This is a genomic window from Flavobacterium sp. RHBU_3, from assembly GCF_046613565.1.
Classification (GTDB): domain Bacteria; phylum Bacteroidota; class Bacteroidia; order Flavobacteriales; family Flavobacteriaceae; genus Flavobacterium.
In genome coordinates this window covers 181,783-195,275 of the sequence record NZ_JBKJHC010000006.1, presented here as the reverse complement: position 1 = coordinate 195,275, position 13,493 = coordinate 181,783, and the positions used below count along the sequence as shown (strand labels likewise).

The window sequence follows — 13,493 nt, the reverse complement described above, 5'->3', positions numbered from 1 at the left end:
GCGATGAAGAAGACCCTTTTTGATAAGGTTTGGGATGCACACGTGGTAGAAACAATACCTAATGGCCCACAAATATTATATATTGACAAGCATTTAATACACGAGGTTACCAGCCCACAGGCTTTTTCTGAACTGGAAAGTCGTGGAATAAGCCTTTTTCGTCCGCAGCAGATTGTAGCTACGGCCGACCATAATACGCCTACAAAAGACCAGCATCTGCCTATTAAGGACGAAATGTCGCGTAAGCAGATAGAGGAACTTACCTTAAACTGTAACAAGCACAACATTACGTTTTACGGGCTGGGGCATAAGTATAATGGTATAGTACACGTAATCTCGCCAGAGTTGGGTATTACCCAGCCGGGAATGACCATAGTATGCGGCGACAGCCATACTTCTACACATGGTGCATTTGGAGCCATTGCTTTTGGTATAGGCACCAGCCAGGTGGCACAGGTTTTTGCAAGCCAGTGTTTGCTTTTGGAAAAACCGAAGTCACTACGTGTTAACGTAAACGGTACGCTTAAAAAAGGCGTTACGCCTAAGGATGTTATTTTGTACATCATTGCCAAGCTGGGTACTAACAGTGGTACAGGCTATTTTTGTGAGTATGCCGGTAACGTTTTTGAGGAAATGTCTATGGAAGGCCGTATGACCGTATGCAACATGAGTATAGAAATGGGTGCCCGCGGCGGATTGATTGCCCCGGACGATACCACTTATGCTTATGTAGAAGGTCGTGAATTTGCCCCGAAAGGCGAGGAGTTTGAAAAGAAAAAAGCCTACTGGAACAGCCTGCGGACCGATGAGGGCGCTGAGTTTGACCAGGAATATTTTATAGCAGCCGAAGAAATAGGCCCAATGATTACCTACGGTACCAATCCGGGTATGGGCATACGTATTACCGATGCTATTCCGCAGAGTATAGATGCTTCGTCTGATAAGGCTCTGGCGTATATGGGCTTTACAGGCAAGGAAACCCTTATAGGGCAACCGATAAACTACGTGTTTATAGGCAGTTGTACTAATTCGCGTATTGAAGATTTCCGTGCTGTGGCAGGCTACATTAAAGGTAAGACCAAAGCAGATAACATTACGGCGCTTATAGTACCGGGGTCTCAGCAGGTGGTAAAGCAAATAGAAGACGAAGGCCTTACGCAGATTTTTACGGATGCAGGCTTTGAAATACGCGAACCGGGCTGTTCGGCATGCCTTGCCATGAATGAGGATAAGATACCTGCCGGAGAGTATTGCGTAAGCACCAGCAACCGTAACTTTGAAGGTCGTCAGGGACCGGGTGCGCGCACCATCTTGGCCAGTCCGCTTACGGCTGCTGCCATAGCTATAGAAGGTAAAATTATTGATTATACCCAAAACCTTAATTAATGGAAAAGTTTGTTAGTTACACCGATACAATAGTACCGCTGGACATTGCCGATATAGATACCGACCAGATTATTCCGGCACGTTTCCTGAAATCGACCGATAAGGCCGGTTTTGGCGATAACCTGTTTCGTGACTGGCGTTATGATAAAGACAATAACCCGAACCCTGGTTTTAACCTGAACAACCCACTTTATAAAGGAACCATACTGGTTGCCGGAAATAACTTTGGGTGTGGCAGTAGCCGCGAGCACGCCGCATGGGCGCTTTCGGGCTACGGCTTTAAGGTAATAGTATCGAGCTATTTTGCTGATATATTTAAAGGCAACAGTCTTAACAACGGCTTGCTGCCGGTACAGGTAAGTCCGGAATTTTTAAAGGCGGTTTTTGCTGCCGTAGCTGAAGATGCGGCTACACCCGTAACAGTGAACCTTGAGCAGCAAACCATTAGCTTTGGTGGTTACAGCGAGCATTTTGATATAGACCCGTATAAAAAATTATGCCTGCTAAATGGCTATGATGATATAGATTTTTTGGTAAGCAGGCTTGATGCTATAAGTGAATTTGAAAAGAAAAACGCCTAATTATGATACTTAAAATTGCCGTATTGCCCGGAGATGGCATAGGCCCAGAAGTGACCAAGGAAGCTATAAAGGCGTTAAATGCCGTGGCTAAAAAGTATGAGCATACCTTTGAGTATGAGGAAGCGCCTGTGGGTGCAGTGGCTATAGACGAGTTTAATGACCCATTGCCGCCTCAAACCCTTACGCTCTGTAAAACTACCGATGCACTGCTTTTTGGGGCGATAGGGCATCCTAAGTATGATAATGATCCTACGGCTCCGGTAAGGCCGGAACAGGGTCTGCTGAAGCTGCGTAAAGAGCTTGGGCTGTTTGCAAATATTCGCCCTACAACCATTTACCCTAAACTGATAGATCAGTCGCCATTGAGGCCTGAGCGCATTGCAGGGGTAGACCTTACCATATACCGAGAACTGACGGGAGGTATTTATTTTGGCGAAAAACAACTGAGTGACGATAAAACCCAGGCAAGTGACCTGTGCAGCTACAGCCAGGAAGAGGTGGAGCGTATAGCCCACATGGCATTTAGGGCAGCACAAAAACGCCGAAAAAAACTTACGCTTGTAGATAAGGCAAACGTACTTGAAACATCACGCTTGTGGAGGAGGGTTGTAACCGAGATAGGAAAAACTACATATCCGGATGTGGCGCTTGATTTTCTGTTTGTAGATAATGCAGCGATGCAGTTGATATTAAACCCTGCACAGTTTGATGTAATGCTTACCGAAAATATGTTTGGCGATATACTTTCAGACGAAGCGAGTGTGCTGGGTGGTAGTATTGGCCTTGCGGCATCGGCATCGGTAGGTGCAGTGCATTCTATGTTTGAGCCCATACACGGGTCTTACCCTCAGGCAGCCGGTAAGGGCATAGCTAATCCTATCGCGTCAATACTATCGGCAGCAATGTTGCTGGAGCATTTTAATATGTACCACGAAGCAGGGCTTATTAAAGAAGCCGTAGCATACAGTATAGAAAAAGGTGTAAGTACTCCTGATATTGTGGTAAATAGCATTTATACCACACAAGATGTAGGAAACTTTGTAGAAAGTTATATCCTTAAAAAAGAATTACCAGCCCCGGTTTTGGATAATAAAACCATAGGGAAGTCGACCATTATTTAAGCAATCAAGGGGTTCAGAAATGAACCCCTTTTTTTATTCTTCATCATCGGTGTCTTCATCTTCCTCAAAATCATCAAGGAGAAAATCAATAACCAGTTCCACTGTTTCACCATTTTCGTTAAGGCCCCAGTACGCGGGATAGTAACCATCGCCCCAACCTGCCGAAAACATAATGATATTATTATCGCTATCTGCCTCAATATGGTGATCATTCCAGTCGCCTAAATCCCGTGAGAAATTATTTTTACCGGAATAGGCACTAAATTCTTCTGCCAGCACCGCATCGTAGTAGTCGTATTCAGGATCATTTTCATGAAGATTTTCTAATTTATCAGCAAAAGAGTCCCGTGTCTCTTCGTCCATAAAGCTGGCAAGGCCACTCTCTACATTAAAGCCATAAAATTCATCCTCGCCTAAATCTTCAAGTTCTTCATCGGTAACATCTTCGGTAAGTGCCAATATCCACCGTGAAGCAGTTTCAGGCCTGAACTTTATTTTTGCGTAACCTATACGGTGGTGTAGTTTATCTATTTCAGAAAGGTATAAATACACAGGATATTTATCCGGCTCTACCGTTTTTGCAAAGGCAGCCTGTTCTACAGAGAGAAAAGGATCGGCAAGTACAATGCGTCCGGTAGGCAGGTTAACATCACCGGCATGTACTTTTATAAGTTCCTGATCTTCCATTTCGGCAGCCAGATCGAATGGCAGTTCAAATTCGTTTACATTTCCCATAATTGTGGAATTTTTGTTTGTTTTGTCTAAAGTACGCTTTTTTTTGGGTAAAGAGACTGATGTTTAAGTTACTTTAACCAATAAAAAATCCTCTTACTGTTAAGCAAGAGGATCTATAATTATTTATTACGAGGCAATTACAGTTTATCCATATTAACCGCAAGGGTTTCAATAAATTTTGTAATCGGCCCTTTTATCATCATAGCCATCATGGCATTGAACTCGCCTTCAAACTTAAGCTGAACAGCACTACTGTTTTCGTCAATAATATCAATAAAACCAGTTAATGTAAACGGAAGTTTATCGCTGGCAGCACCAAGTACTACTTTGTTTGGACTAACTTTATCTTTTAGTTTCAGTTTTATTTCCGGCATACCTTTTAATGCAAAAATGAATGCTTCATCACCAATTACTTCAAATTTAGCAATGTTTTCTGGCATTAGCTTTTCGAAGTTCTTTACATCGGTAAGTGCATCAAAAATATATTGAGCCGGTTTCTGTACTGTTACTTTCGGGCTTTCTAAGTTCATTTAATTTTATTATTTTTTCTTTCCAAATAACTTATCTACTTGTTTTTTAGCAATGAAGTTACTTATTACTACTTCTGAATTAGCTTCTGATCGGATGCAGGAAAATACTAATACTTTTGCTCCCACAAAACGTGTAAATTTAAGATACACTGTCCTGTTAGCAAACGTAACAGGTATGTCATCTTTTGGCATTTCCTCAAAACCCTTTTCAATCATTGCGTAAAGCGTATCGAGATTGCCGTTTTCATCTTTAAACTCAAAATCTACATAATAGTCAACGGTCTTAAAACTGATGTCTCTGAAACTAATTTTGTAGACATTGTCTTTTTTTGTTAATTGAGCTTCAACAGGCGCGCCAAACTGCTGTGCACGTCCTATCTCAAAGCCTTCTTTATCCAAGGTTTGAGAATAAATCGAAATAGTACACAAGAACACGAATAGTGTAAAGATTTTTTTCATGGTTGATTAATTTAAAGTATTTTTATGATTTTCAACAAAAATACAGAAAAAAATCAATCACACAAGAAAAAAATCAATTACTCCACGTATCTGGTGAAATACGCCATTCTTTAAGCGTTTCCTGCTCTGCCTCGGTAATGTATTGTTTATTTACTGCCAGCTCCAGAAGGTTCTCATAATTGCCAAGTGTATGCAGGCTTACATTAGCATTTTTAAAGTTTTCTTCGGCAACATTAAAACCATAGCTAAATATGGCTACCATGCCTTTTACGTGTGCACCTGCTTCACGCAATGCTTCTACAGCCTGAAGGCTGCTTTTTCCGGTACTTATAAGGTCTTCTACAACCACAACATTCTGTCCGCTTTGCAAAAAGCCTTCTACCTGGTTTTGGCGTCCGTGTTTTTTTGGCTCGGGGCGTACATAAACAAACGGAAGCCCCATATATTCTGCCACAAGCATACCTATGCCTATGGCACCTGTGGCCACACCGGCTATAACATCGGGCTTGCCGTATTCTTTTTCAATAAACTTAGCAAACTCTTCACGAATATAGTTCCTTATAGGAGGAAATGATAATGTGATACGGTTATCGCAATAAATAGGAGATTTCCATCCTGAAGCCCATGTAAAAGGATTTTTAGGATTTAATTTTATTGCGTTTATTTGCAACAGCAACTCGGCTGTTTTTTTAGCTGTGTCTGTGTTTATAATCATACCGCAAATGTATAAAGTTTTTGTAAACGATAAGCCGCTTTTTTTAACCTCTACAGTAGAGAAGGAAACCGATTTTCAGTTATTTTTGCTTGAAAGTATTGATATTGAACAGCTTATATCAAAGATATTTAATAATCGCATTGAGAAGGCTTTTTTATACCATCCTGATGAAAAGGCTGCACTTAAGCTTTTAAAAGAACGTATACAAGTGGCTAAAGCCGGGGGCGGTCTTGTATATAATAAGTGGGGAGAGGTTCTTTTTATACTTAGAAATGGTAAATGGGATTTGCCAAAAGGCGGTATAGAAAAAAATGAAGATATAGAAGATACTGCTATGCGTGAAGTAGAGGAAGAAACGGGTGTAAGTGGACTTAAAATTACACGTAAGCTTCAAAAAACGTATCATGTATTTAAAAGAAATGGCACCTATCGCCTTAAAATTACTCATTGGTACGAAATGAAGACCAATTATGATGGCACGTTGATAGGACAGGCAGAGGAAGGCATTGAGAAAGTTGCCTGGTTAAAACCGGCTCAAATAAAAGATGCATTGAAAAATTCTTACGAAAATATTAAACTGCTTTTTGAAGAAGAAGGTAGTGTAAAACAAATATAATTGTCTTTTTAAGAACACTTTAACTATTAGTTGTTAGTTTTTAACAATATGGCGTTGTAATTTTATAGTATAGAAAAAACATTAGTTTACTTACATTACTGTTTTAGCTATAATTACCAGACTTTTAGAAAGTTAAAGATAATTTGTGTTTGTTTTATTGGTTAATGGCCCCGGCTCTGTTTTTTATAAAACAAGTCGGGGTTTTTTGTTTTATTTATTATAAATTTCTTGTATTTTGTGTAATTGTTTTGCATAAAATGTAACTCTAAAGATAACTACTGCCAATTTTTCTAATAAATTTGCAACTGTATAAATTTTACCTATGAATTTAGAAATTATTTACCAGGGTGTTAAAGAAAGTTCCCTTTATGGGCGATATATAACTAATGAAAATATTGAACCCTTACTTGAGAAATTTAAGTCTCATTTTAAAGTAGGAATTGAAGGTTATTCCACCGAAGGGTTGCCTGTGTACAATATTATAGCCGGTAACGGTAATACCAGGGTTTTTATCTGGTCTCAAATGCACGGAAATGAGTCCACAACTACCAAGGCAGTTTTTGATTTCTTGAATTTCCTTATTTCTGATGATAGTGTTGCTAAAGCATTTCTAGACCGTTTTACGTTCTATATACTCCCCATAGTAAATCCTGATGGTGCACGGCTGTATACACGCGAAAATGCAAATAAAGTAGATCTTAACAGGGATTCGCTTAATCTTACCCAGATAGAAAGTAAAAACCTGAGAGCTGCTTTTGAAAAATTTCAGCCAGATTATTGCTATAATATGCATGATCAGCGAACAATTTTTGGCGTAGGTGAGGGATTGCCGAAACCCGCTACAGTGTCTTTTCTTGCGCCATCTTATAATGAAGAAAGGGAGATTAATAATGTTAGGCAAAAAGCTATAGATATTATTACTGTAATGAATGATACGCTTCAGCAGTACATTCCAGGTCAGGTAGGCAGGTTTGACGATTCCTTTAATATTAATTGTATTGGCGATATGTTTCAGCATCTTGGAGTGCCAACGATTTTATTTGAGGCAGGACATTACCCAGGCGATTATGAACGCGAGATTACACGTAAATTTATATTTTTTGCATTATTTTCAGGATTTCACTCAATTAACGAAAACGTTGTAGCTATTAGCACAAACGATAAATATTTTGATATTCCTCAAAATAAGATTGTATTTTATGATATGATGTATAAAAAAGTTAAAATAAATTATGAAAATAAAGAAAAAATCACGAATTTTGCAGTACAGTATAAGGAAGTTTTAATTGACAAATCTGTAATTTTTCGAGCGTTTATAAGAGAAATAGGCAATTTGGAAGGTTACTTTGGTCACGCAGAATTTGACTGTAATGAAGAGATTTTCTTTAGCGAAGAATGCAACAACACCCCTGAAATTGACAAAAAAGCTGATTTTTTTATAGGAGAAAGCAGAAAATTTGTCAACGGACAGGAAATTTTAAGTTAATTTTTTCGTTTTACTGTAGATTATTGAATAGTACGACCTAATACCAGATACAATAAACCTTAAAAACACACATTTATGAGCAAGTTTCGTTTAGATGAAGTTGACCATCAGATTCTTGATATGCTGATTGACAACACCAGGGTGCCGTTTACTGATATTGCTAAAAAACTACTTATTTCGGCAGGTACTGTCCATGTAAGGGTTAAAAAGATGGAAGATGCCGGTATCATAATGGGTTCATCACTTACGTTAGATTATGAAAAACTAGGTTATTCTTTTATTGCTTATGTGGGTGTGTTTCTTCACAACACGTCGCAAACTAAGTTTGTGCTTGAAAGGATAAATGAAATACCTTATGTAACCGTGGCTCATGTAACTACGGGAAAATTTAATATTTTCTGTAAAATAAGGGCAAAAGACACTAAGCACGCGAAAGAGGTAATCTTTATGATTGACGATATTGAAGGTGTATACAGGACTGAAACCATGATTTCACTTGAAGAAAGCATTAACGACAAGAAAAGGCTGATGCACACCATCTTTAAAGATCTGTAAGATTTTTTATAAAAAGATTAAGACCCCTATGTTTTTTACATGGGGGTTTTTTATTAATTTCATCAAAAAAATATAAAGCATGTATCCTGCTACCCGCATTGAGCGTTTTGATGAAAACGTTAGGCTCAAATATCAACTGTTTAACAGTATATTTATTACCCTGCCTTTTACTGATATAGATAATACTGGTGTATTACTTCCGCTTTTTTCTGAAATCTGTGAAGACGGATTTAAAAAGCAGAAAAGTCCTGAGGAAATATTTAATTATTTTAGCGATAAATATCTTACCGAGGCAACTGAACAAGATAAGATAAGTCTTATGTTCAGGTTTATACAGTATGTAGAGCGCCAGGTGGTTTTGTTTGACGCCATAGAGGATGCAGCCTTTACAACTCTTAATAATCTTGAAGGAAGCGGTACGCTGAGAGAAGCGCGCGAAAAAGCTGAGAACTTAGGACAGATGGAAGATCTCCGTAATTTTTTGGAAGATTTTACCGTGCGTCCTGTACTTACTGCACACCCCACCCAGTTTTATCCCGGTTCGGTATTAGGCATTATTACTGATCTTACTGAGGCTATTAAAAACAATGATTTAGGTGAAGTGAAAACTTTACTGGCTCAGTTGGGCAAAACTCCATTTATTAAAAAAGAAAAACCTACTCCGTTTGATGAAGCGGTAAGTTTGTTGTGGTACTTGCAAAATGTTTTTTATAAAGCCGCCGGGGACATAAGCAGCTATGTTCAGGATGCCATATATAAAGGCCGGCTATTGCCTGCGCCTGTTATATCATTCGGCTTCTGGCCGGGTGGTGACCGCGACGGTAACCCGTTTGTAACGACCGAGATTACCCTTAACGTGGCTGAAAGGCTGCGCAACACCATATTAAAGTGCTACTACCTTGATGTAAGGAAACTCAAGAGGCATCTTACATTTAACGGTATTCAGGATAAAATTACAGACCTTGAGTATAAACTTTACCGTTCTGTATATTATTCAGAGGGTGAAAAGATATTCATAACTTTAAATGAGCTTAAAGACACCATAAGTCAAATCAGAGAAATTGTAATTACCCATCATCAATCATTGTATTTAGATGAAATTGATGACCTTATTAATAAAATTAATCTTTTTGGTTTCCATTTTGCATCGCTTGATATAAGACAGAACAGTCATATACACAATTCTGTTTTTTCGGATGTTATAAAACATTTGGAAGAAAATCACGAGTTTACAAAAGATTACAGCAGCCTCAGCGAAGAAGATAAGATAAAAGCATTAAATGGAATTAATGCTAAGATTTCGCCTGAGCAGTTTGAAGGCGAAAATACCCGTAAAACCCTTGAATCTATACTCGCTATAAAAACCATACAGGAGCGTAATGGCGAACTGGGAAGTAACAGATACATAATCAGTAATAACGAAAGCGCGCTGAATGTTATGGAGCTGCTAAAAATGTTTGGGTTGCTTGGGTGGGATAAACCTACCGTAGATATTGTACCTCTTTTTGAAACCGTAGACGACCTTGAAGAGGCGGGGCATGCTATGAAGTTGTTATATGAAAATGAAATGTATGCTGCCCACCTTAAACGCCGTGGTAGTACACAAACCATAATGCTTGGCTTTAGTGATGGGACCAAAGATGGCGGCTACCTAATGGCTAACTGGGGTATTTTTAAAGCTAAAGAAAACCTTACCCAAATGGCCAGGGAATATGGTATTAAAGTTATATTCTTTGATGGTCGTGGCGGGCCTCCGGCACGTGGAGGTGGAAAAACGCATAAGTTTTACGCTTCACTAGGTTCTACAATAGATAATAATGAAATTCAGGTTACTGTACAGGGACAAACTATTAGTTCTAACTTTGGTACGCTTGAAAGCTGTCGATTTAATCTTGAAAACTTGTTGAGTGCAGGTATTACAAATGGAGTCTTTAAAAAAGAAGACAAACAGTTTACGCCTGAACAGAAAGAGCTTATGGAAGCTATGGCGCATTTAGGATATGAAAAATATATGGCGTTTAAGGCACACCCTAAGTTTTTACCTTATCTGGAGCGTATGAGTACGCTAAACTATTATTCTAAGGCAAATATAGGCAGTCGTCCTAGCAAGCGTAATACCGGCGAGCTTAATTTTAGTGATTTGCGCGCCATACCATTCGTGGGTAGTTGGGCACAGTTAAAACAAAACGTGCCAGGTTTCTTTGGTGTTGGATATGCACTGGGGCATTATGAAAAAGAAGGCCGCTGGGAAGAGGTCGCCAGCCTGTACCGGGAGTCACTGTTCTTCCGTACACTGCTTGAAAACAGTATGATGTCTTTAAGTAAATCGTTCTTCCCGCTTACGGCGTATATGAAGAACGACCCTGAGTTTGGTGATTTCTGGCAAATCATCTATGATGAGTATTTAGAAACACGTAGGCTATTGCTTAAAATTTCAGGTTATAGCGAACTTATGGAAAACTATCCCGATGGTTGGGCATCTATAAAAATGCGAGAAAGCATAGTACTGCCACTGCTTACCATACAGCAGTATGCCTTGATAAAAATCCGCCAGATTAAATCCGGTAAAGGTGATGAAGCACTGCTGGAAACCTACGAAAAAATAGTAACCCGTTCGCTGTTTGGTAACATTAATGCCAGTCGCAACTCAGCTTAAAAAATGAAAATAACAGATATACAATCGGGCGAATATGCCCCGTACCAGGAAGCTTACATAAAACTGGTAAGCAACGAGTGGAGCCTTGCTGAGGAACTGGAGGTAAGCCTGCATAATTTTATTCATTTTGTGCGCGATATTCCTATGGATAAATATGATTACCGCTATGCAGAGGGTAAATGGACCATAAAAGATATTATACAGCACATTATAGATGCCGAACGTATTTTTGCCTATCGAGCGCTACGCATAGCCCGTGGTGATAAAACTGCTTTACCGGGCTTTGAGGAAAACGACTATGCTAACGCCGCGCAGGCCGACAGGCGCCATCTGCAGGAATTGCTTACTGAATTATCTATGGTGCGCCAGTCTACCATTTTTATGTTTAAATCGTTTAAGGAAGAGGATTTGCTGAATATGGGAACCGCCAGTGGTTACAATATCTCAGCACGAGCATTTGGTTTCCTAATTATAGGACATCAAATACACCACATGAATGTATTTAAAGAAAGATATTTGTAAATAAAAAAAACATGACATCCACTGCTGCTACACCACAGGAATATCTTGAATCGCTTCCGGAAGAACGTAAGGCTGCCATGCTAAGGCTTTACGAAATTATAGAAGCTAATTTACCAAAAGGCTTTCAAGCCGGTATGGGCTATGGCATGCTCGGTTGGTCTGTGCCACACAGTACATATCCTAACGGCTACCATTGCGACCCAAAGCAGCCGTTGCCATTTCTTGGTGTTGCTTCGCAAAAGAATTTCATTGCGCTGTACCATATGGGTATATATTCGGATGCTACACTACACGATTGGTTTGTAGGTGAATACCCTAAGCACAGTAAAACCAAACTGGATATGGGCAAAAGCTGTATACGTTTTAAAAAACCAGAAAATATACCGTTTGAGCTTGTAGCAGAACTGGTTAGTAAAATGACACCGCAACGGTGGATAGCCAAGTACGAGGAAATGCTGAGTAAAAGCAAATCTAAATAGACGTATAGGAATTAATTAATGTATAGAAACGGCTTTATGCCGTTTTTTTTCGCTAATTTCGTATAGTATTTTATTTGATATTATGAAAATCGCAATAGTATGTTATCCTACCTTTGGCGGAAGTGGCGTTGTAGCTACAGAACTTGGCCTTGAACTAGCTCGCCGGGGACATGAGATACACTTTATAACCTACCGTCAGCCGGTACGCCTGGCACTTATGAATCCTAACCTTCATTACCATGAAGTTCACGTTCCGGAATATCCGTTGTTTCATTACCAGCCGTATGAGTTGGCCCTGAGCAGTAAGCTCGTAGATATGGTAAAACTGCATGGTATAGAATTGTTACACGTACATTATGCTATACCACACGCTTATGCCGGATATATGGCAAAAAAAATGCTTAAAGAGCAGGGTATACGTATTCCCATGGTTACCACACTTCACGGTACCGATATTACTCTTGTAGGTAACCATCCATTTTATAAGCCTGCCGTTAGCTTCAGTATAAATCATAGCGATGTTGTTACCTCTGTTTCCCAAAGCCTTAAGGATGATACTTATAGACTATTTGACATTAATAGGGAGATATATGTAATTCCTAACTTTATTGAGGTTAAAGAAGAACGTAAGGATGGGCTTCCCTGCAAACGAAATGCTATTGCAGGCGATGGTCAGCGCATTGTTACCCATATAAGTAACTTTAGGGAAGTGAAACGCATACCCGATGTTGTAAAGATATTTAACGAGATACAGAAAAAAATACCGGCCAGATTAATGATGGTGGGGGATGGCCCAGAGCGCGAACCTGCCGAAAAATTAGTAGAAGAGCTGGGTATTAGCGATAAGGTAGTTTTCTTTGGTAACAGTAATGAAATCAATGAAATACTGTGCTTTACCGATTTATTTTTACTTCCGTCGCAAACCGAAAGCTTCGGGCTTGCAGCACTTGAAGCTATGGCACTAGGTGTACCTGTAATTTCTACAAATGCTGGAGGATTGCCTGAAGTAAACCGCGAAGGCATATCTGGTTATTTAGGTGATGTAGGCGATGTGGAGTACATGGCCGAAAAAGCGGTATATATTTTGTCTGATGATAACAGGCTGGATACCTTTAAGCGTAATGCACTGGAGAATGCCCGTGAATTTGACATTCAGAACATTATGCCTATGTATGAGAACATCTATCGCAGGGCACTAAAACAGCAATTTGTATGAAAAGACTAATTTTAATAGTATCTTTTGTATTACTCATCATGGGGTGTTCTGCTCAAAAAGGAGAGAAGGGACACGTAGATTTTACTGTAGTAAAACAGGAAACGTACGGCGGCCTCGAAACTGAAACGGGAATACTTGTTAATTCAGTCGAAGAACTTAAAGTGCTATATAGAGAGCTTAACCTTGAAGATGTTCCGAAAGTGGATTTTGAGAAACACAGTGTAGTAGCTGTATTTTTAGGGCAAAAACGTACCGGCGGTTATAGTATTGCTGTAACTGAAGTGAATATTAAAAATGATGTAGCTACCGTAATTACCAGTAAAACGTCGCCTTCGGGTGGTATAGCTACCATGGCGCTTTCATCACCGTATTGTATTATTGAAATACCTAAGGCTACCAGCCTTGTAGTAAAATGACTAGTCCTAAAATAGTCAAC

At 39.4% G+C, this 13,493-nt stretch carries 15 protein-coding genes; 11 read left to right on the top strand and 4 right to left on the bottom strand.

The features are described from left to right. Nucleotides 1–3: 3 nt before the first annotated feature. The 3 genes from leuC to leuB are packed head-to-tail and all read left to right on the top strand — an operon-like array spanning nt 4 to nt 3,088. A complete protein-coding gene (gene leuC / locus ACLI1A_RS10670; protein ID WP_411408638.1) occupies nt 4–1,386 on the top strand; it encodes a 3-isopropylmalate dehydratase large subunit in 1,383 nt (460 codons plus the stop codon). Then, nucleotides 1,386–1,967 carry a 3-isopropylmalate dehydratase small subunit gene (gene leuD, locus ACLI1A_RS10665; RefSeq protein WP_411408637.1) on the top strand — a complete coding sequence of 194 codons (582 nt, stop codon included), beginning with the start codon at nt 1,386–1,388 and terminating at the stop codon, nt 1,965–1,967. Before leuC ends, leuD begins: the two co-directional genes overlap by 1 nt. Nucleotides 1,968–1,969: 2 nt before the next feature. After that, the gene (leuB, locus tag ACLI1A_RS10660; RefSeq protein WP_411408636.1) at nt 1,970–3,088 is read left to right on the top strand and encodes a 3-isopropylmalate dehydrogenase; all 1,119 of its coding nucleotides are present in this window, start codon (nt 1,970–1,972) and stop codon (nt 3,086–3,088) included. A 33-nt stretch (nt 3,089–3,121) separates the two neighbouring features. On the opposite strand, the gene ACLI1A_RS10655 is transcribed toward leuB, so the two are convergent. The 4 genes from ACLI1A_RS10655 to pyrE all read right to left on the bottom strand — a co-directional run bounded on the left by ACLI1A_RS10655 (nt 3,122) and on the right by pyrE (nt 5,527). Continuing rightward, nucleotides 3,122–3,823 carry a DUF4241 domain-containing protein gene (locus ACLI1A_RS10655; protein WP_411408635.1) on the bottom strand — a complete coding sequence of 234 codons (702 nt, stop codon included), beginning with the start codon at nt 3,821–3,823 and terminating at the stop codon, nt 3,122–3,124. Nucleotides 3,824–3,960: 137 nt separating this feature from the next. Next, the gene (locus ACLI1A_RS10650; RefSeq protein WP_411408634.1) at nt 3,961–4,353 is read right to left on the bottom strand and encodes an SRPBCC family protein; all 393 of its coding nucleotides are present in this window, start codon (nt 4,351–4,353) and stop codon (nt 3,961–3,963) included. 9 nt (nt 4,354–4,362) lie between these two features. Beyond that, the gene (locus tag ACLI1A_RS10645; protein WP_411408633.1) at nt 4,363–4,812 is read right to left on the bottom strand and encodes a hypothetical protein; all 450 of its coding nucleotides are present in this window, start codon (nt 4,810–4,812) and stop codon (nt 4,363–4,365) included. A 73-nt stretch (nt 4,813–4,885) separates the two neighbouring features. Beyond that, a complete protein-coding gene (pyrE, locus tag ACLI1A_RS10640) occupies nt 4,886–5,527 on the bottom strand; it encodes an orotate phosphoribosyltransferase (RefSeq protein ID WP_411408632.1) in 642 nt (213 codons plus the stop codon). 7 nt (nt 5,528–5,534) lie between these two features. On the opposite strand from pyrE, the gene ACLI1A_RS10635 reads away from it, so the two are divergent. The 8 genes from ACLI1A_RS10635 to ACLI1A_RS10600 all read left to right on the top strand — a co-directional run bounded on the left by ACLI1A_RS10635 (nt 5,535) and on the right by ACLI1A_RS10600 (nt 13,473). Beyond that, complete coding sequence (locus ACLI1A_RS10635; protein WP_411408631.1) at nt 5,535–6,143, top strand: NUDIX hydrolase; 609 nt, start codon at nt 5,535–5,537, stop codon at nt 6,141–6,143. Between the two features lie 322 nt (nt 6,144–6,465). Continuing rightward, on the top strand, nt 6,466–7,629 hold the full coding sequence (locus ACLI1A_RS10630; protein ID WP_411408630.1) for a M14 metallopeptidase family protein: 1,164 nt from the start codon (nt 6,466–6,468) through the stop codon (nt 7,627–7,629). 75 nt (nt 7,630–7,704) lie between these two features. Further along, the gene (locus ACLI1A_RS10625) at nt 7,705–8,184 is read left to right on the top strand and encodes an Lrp/AsnC family transcriptional regulator (RefSeq protein WP_322626403.1); all 480 of its coding nucleotides are present in this window, start codon (nt 7,705–7,707) and stop codon (nt 8,182–8,184) included. A gap of 79 nt (nt 8,185–8,263) precedes the next feature. Continuing rightward, entirely contained in the window at nt 8,264–10,840 is a 2,577-nt protein-coding gene (locus tag ACLI1A_RS10620) for a phosphoenolpyruvate carboxylase (RefSeq protein ID WP_411408629.1), read from the top strand. A gap of 3 nt (nt 10,841–10,843) precedes the next feature. Beyond that, nucleotides 10,844–11,362 carry a DinB family protein gene (locus tag ACLI1A_RS10615; protein WP_411408628.1) on the top strand — a complete coding sequence of 173 codons (519 nt, stop codon included), beginning with the start codon at nt 10,844–10,846 and terminating at the stop codon, nt 11,360–11,362. A gap of 11 nt (nt 11,363–11,373) precedes the next feature. Further along, nucleotides 11,374–11,841, top strand: coding sequence for a DUF1801 domain-containing protein (locus tag ACLI1A_RS10610; protein WP_411408627.1), 468 nt, complete (start codon nt 11,374–11,376; stop codon nt 11,839–11,841). Nucleotides 11,842–11,923: 82 nt separating this feature from the next. Next, a complete protein-coding gene (bshA, locus tag ACLI1A_RS10605; protein ID WP_411408626.1) occupies nt 11,924–13,057 on the top strand; it encodes an N-acetyl-alpha-D-glucosaminyl L-malate synthase BshA in 1,134 nt (377 codons plus the stop codon). Then, entirely contained in the window at nt 13,054–13,473 is a 420-nt protein-coding gene (locus tag ACLI1A_RS10600; protein ID WP_411408625.1) for a protease complex subunit PrcB family protein, read from the top strand. The genes bshA and ACLI1A_RS10600 overlap by 4 nt, the downstream gene beginning before the upstream one ends. Nucleotides 13,474–13,493 lie beyond the last annotated feature (20 nt).

What these genes read in the sequence shown, in the direction of transcription:
- leuC (WP_411408638.1), top strand. Translation starts at nt 4, where the DNA reads ATGAAGAAGACCCTTTTTGATAAGGTTTGGGATGCACACGTGGTAGAA.
- leuD (WP_411408637.1), top strand. Translation starts at nt 1,386, where the DNA reads ATGGAAAAGTTTGTTAGTTACACCGATACAATAGTACCGCTGGACATT.
- leuB (WP_411408636.1), top strand. Translation starts at nt 1,970, where the DNA reads ATGATACTTAAAATTGCCGTATTGCCCGGAGATGGCATAGGCCCAGAA.
- ACLI1A_RS10655 (WP_411408635.1), bottom strand. Translation starts at nt 3,823, where the DNA reads ATGGGAAATGTAAACGAATTTGAACTGCCATTCGATCTGGCTGCCGAA.
- ACLI1A_RS10650 (WP_411408634.1), bottom strand. Translation starts at nt 4,353, where the DNA reads ATGAACTTAGAAAGCCCGAAAGTAACAGTACAGAAACCGGCTCAATAT.
- ACLI1A_RS10645 (WP_411408633.1), bottom strand. Translation starts at nt 4,812, where the DNA reads ATGAAAAAAATCTTTACACTATTCGTGTTCTTGTGTACTATTTCGATT.
- pyrE (WP_411408632.1), bottom strand. Translation starts at nt 5,527, where the DNA reads ATGATTATAAACACAGACACAGCTAAAAAAACAGCCGAGTTGCTGTTG.
- ACLI1A_RS10635 (WP_411408631.1), top strand. Translation starts at nt 5,535, where the DNA reads ATGTATAAAGTTTTTGTAAACGATAAGCCGCTTTTTTTAACCTCTACA.
- ACLI1A_RS10630 (WP_411408630.1), top strand. Translation starts at nt 6,466, where the DNA reads ATGAATTTAGAAATTATTTACCAGGGTGTTAAAGAAAGTTCCCTTTAT.
- ACLI1A_RS10625 (WP_322626403.1), top strand. Translation starts at nt 7,705, where the DNA reads ATGAGCAAGTTTCGTTTAGATGAAGTTGACCATCAGATTCTTGATATG.
- ACLI1A_RS10620 (WP_411408629.1), top strand. Translation starts at nt 8,264, where the DNA reads ATGTATCCTGCTACCCGCATTGAGCGTTTTGATGAAAACGTTAGGCTC.
- ACLI1A_RS10615 (WP_411408628.1), top strand. Translation starts at nt 10,844, where the DNA reads ATGAAAATAACAGATATACAATCGGGCGAATATGCCCCGTACCAGGAA.
- ACLI1A_RS10610 (WP_411408627.1), top strand. Translation starts at nt 11,374, where the DNA reads ATGACATCCACTGCTGCTACACCACAGGAATATCTTGAATCGCTTCCG.
- bshA (WP_411408626.1), top strand. Translation starts at nt 11,924, where the DNA reads ATGAAAATCGCAATAGTATGTTATCCTACCTTTGGCGGAAGTGGCGTT.
- ACLI1A_RS10600 (WP_411408625.1), top strand. Translation starts at nt 13,054, where the DNA reads ATGAAAAGACTAATTTTAATAGTATCTTTTGTATTACTCATCATGGGG.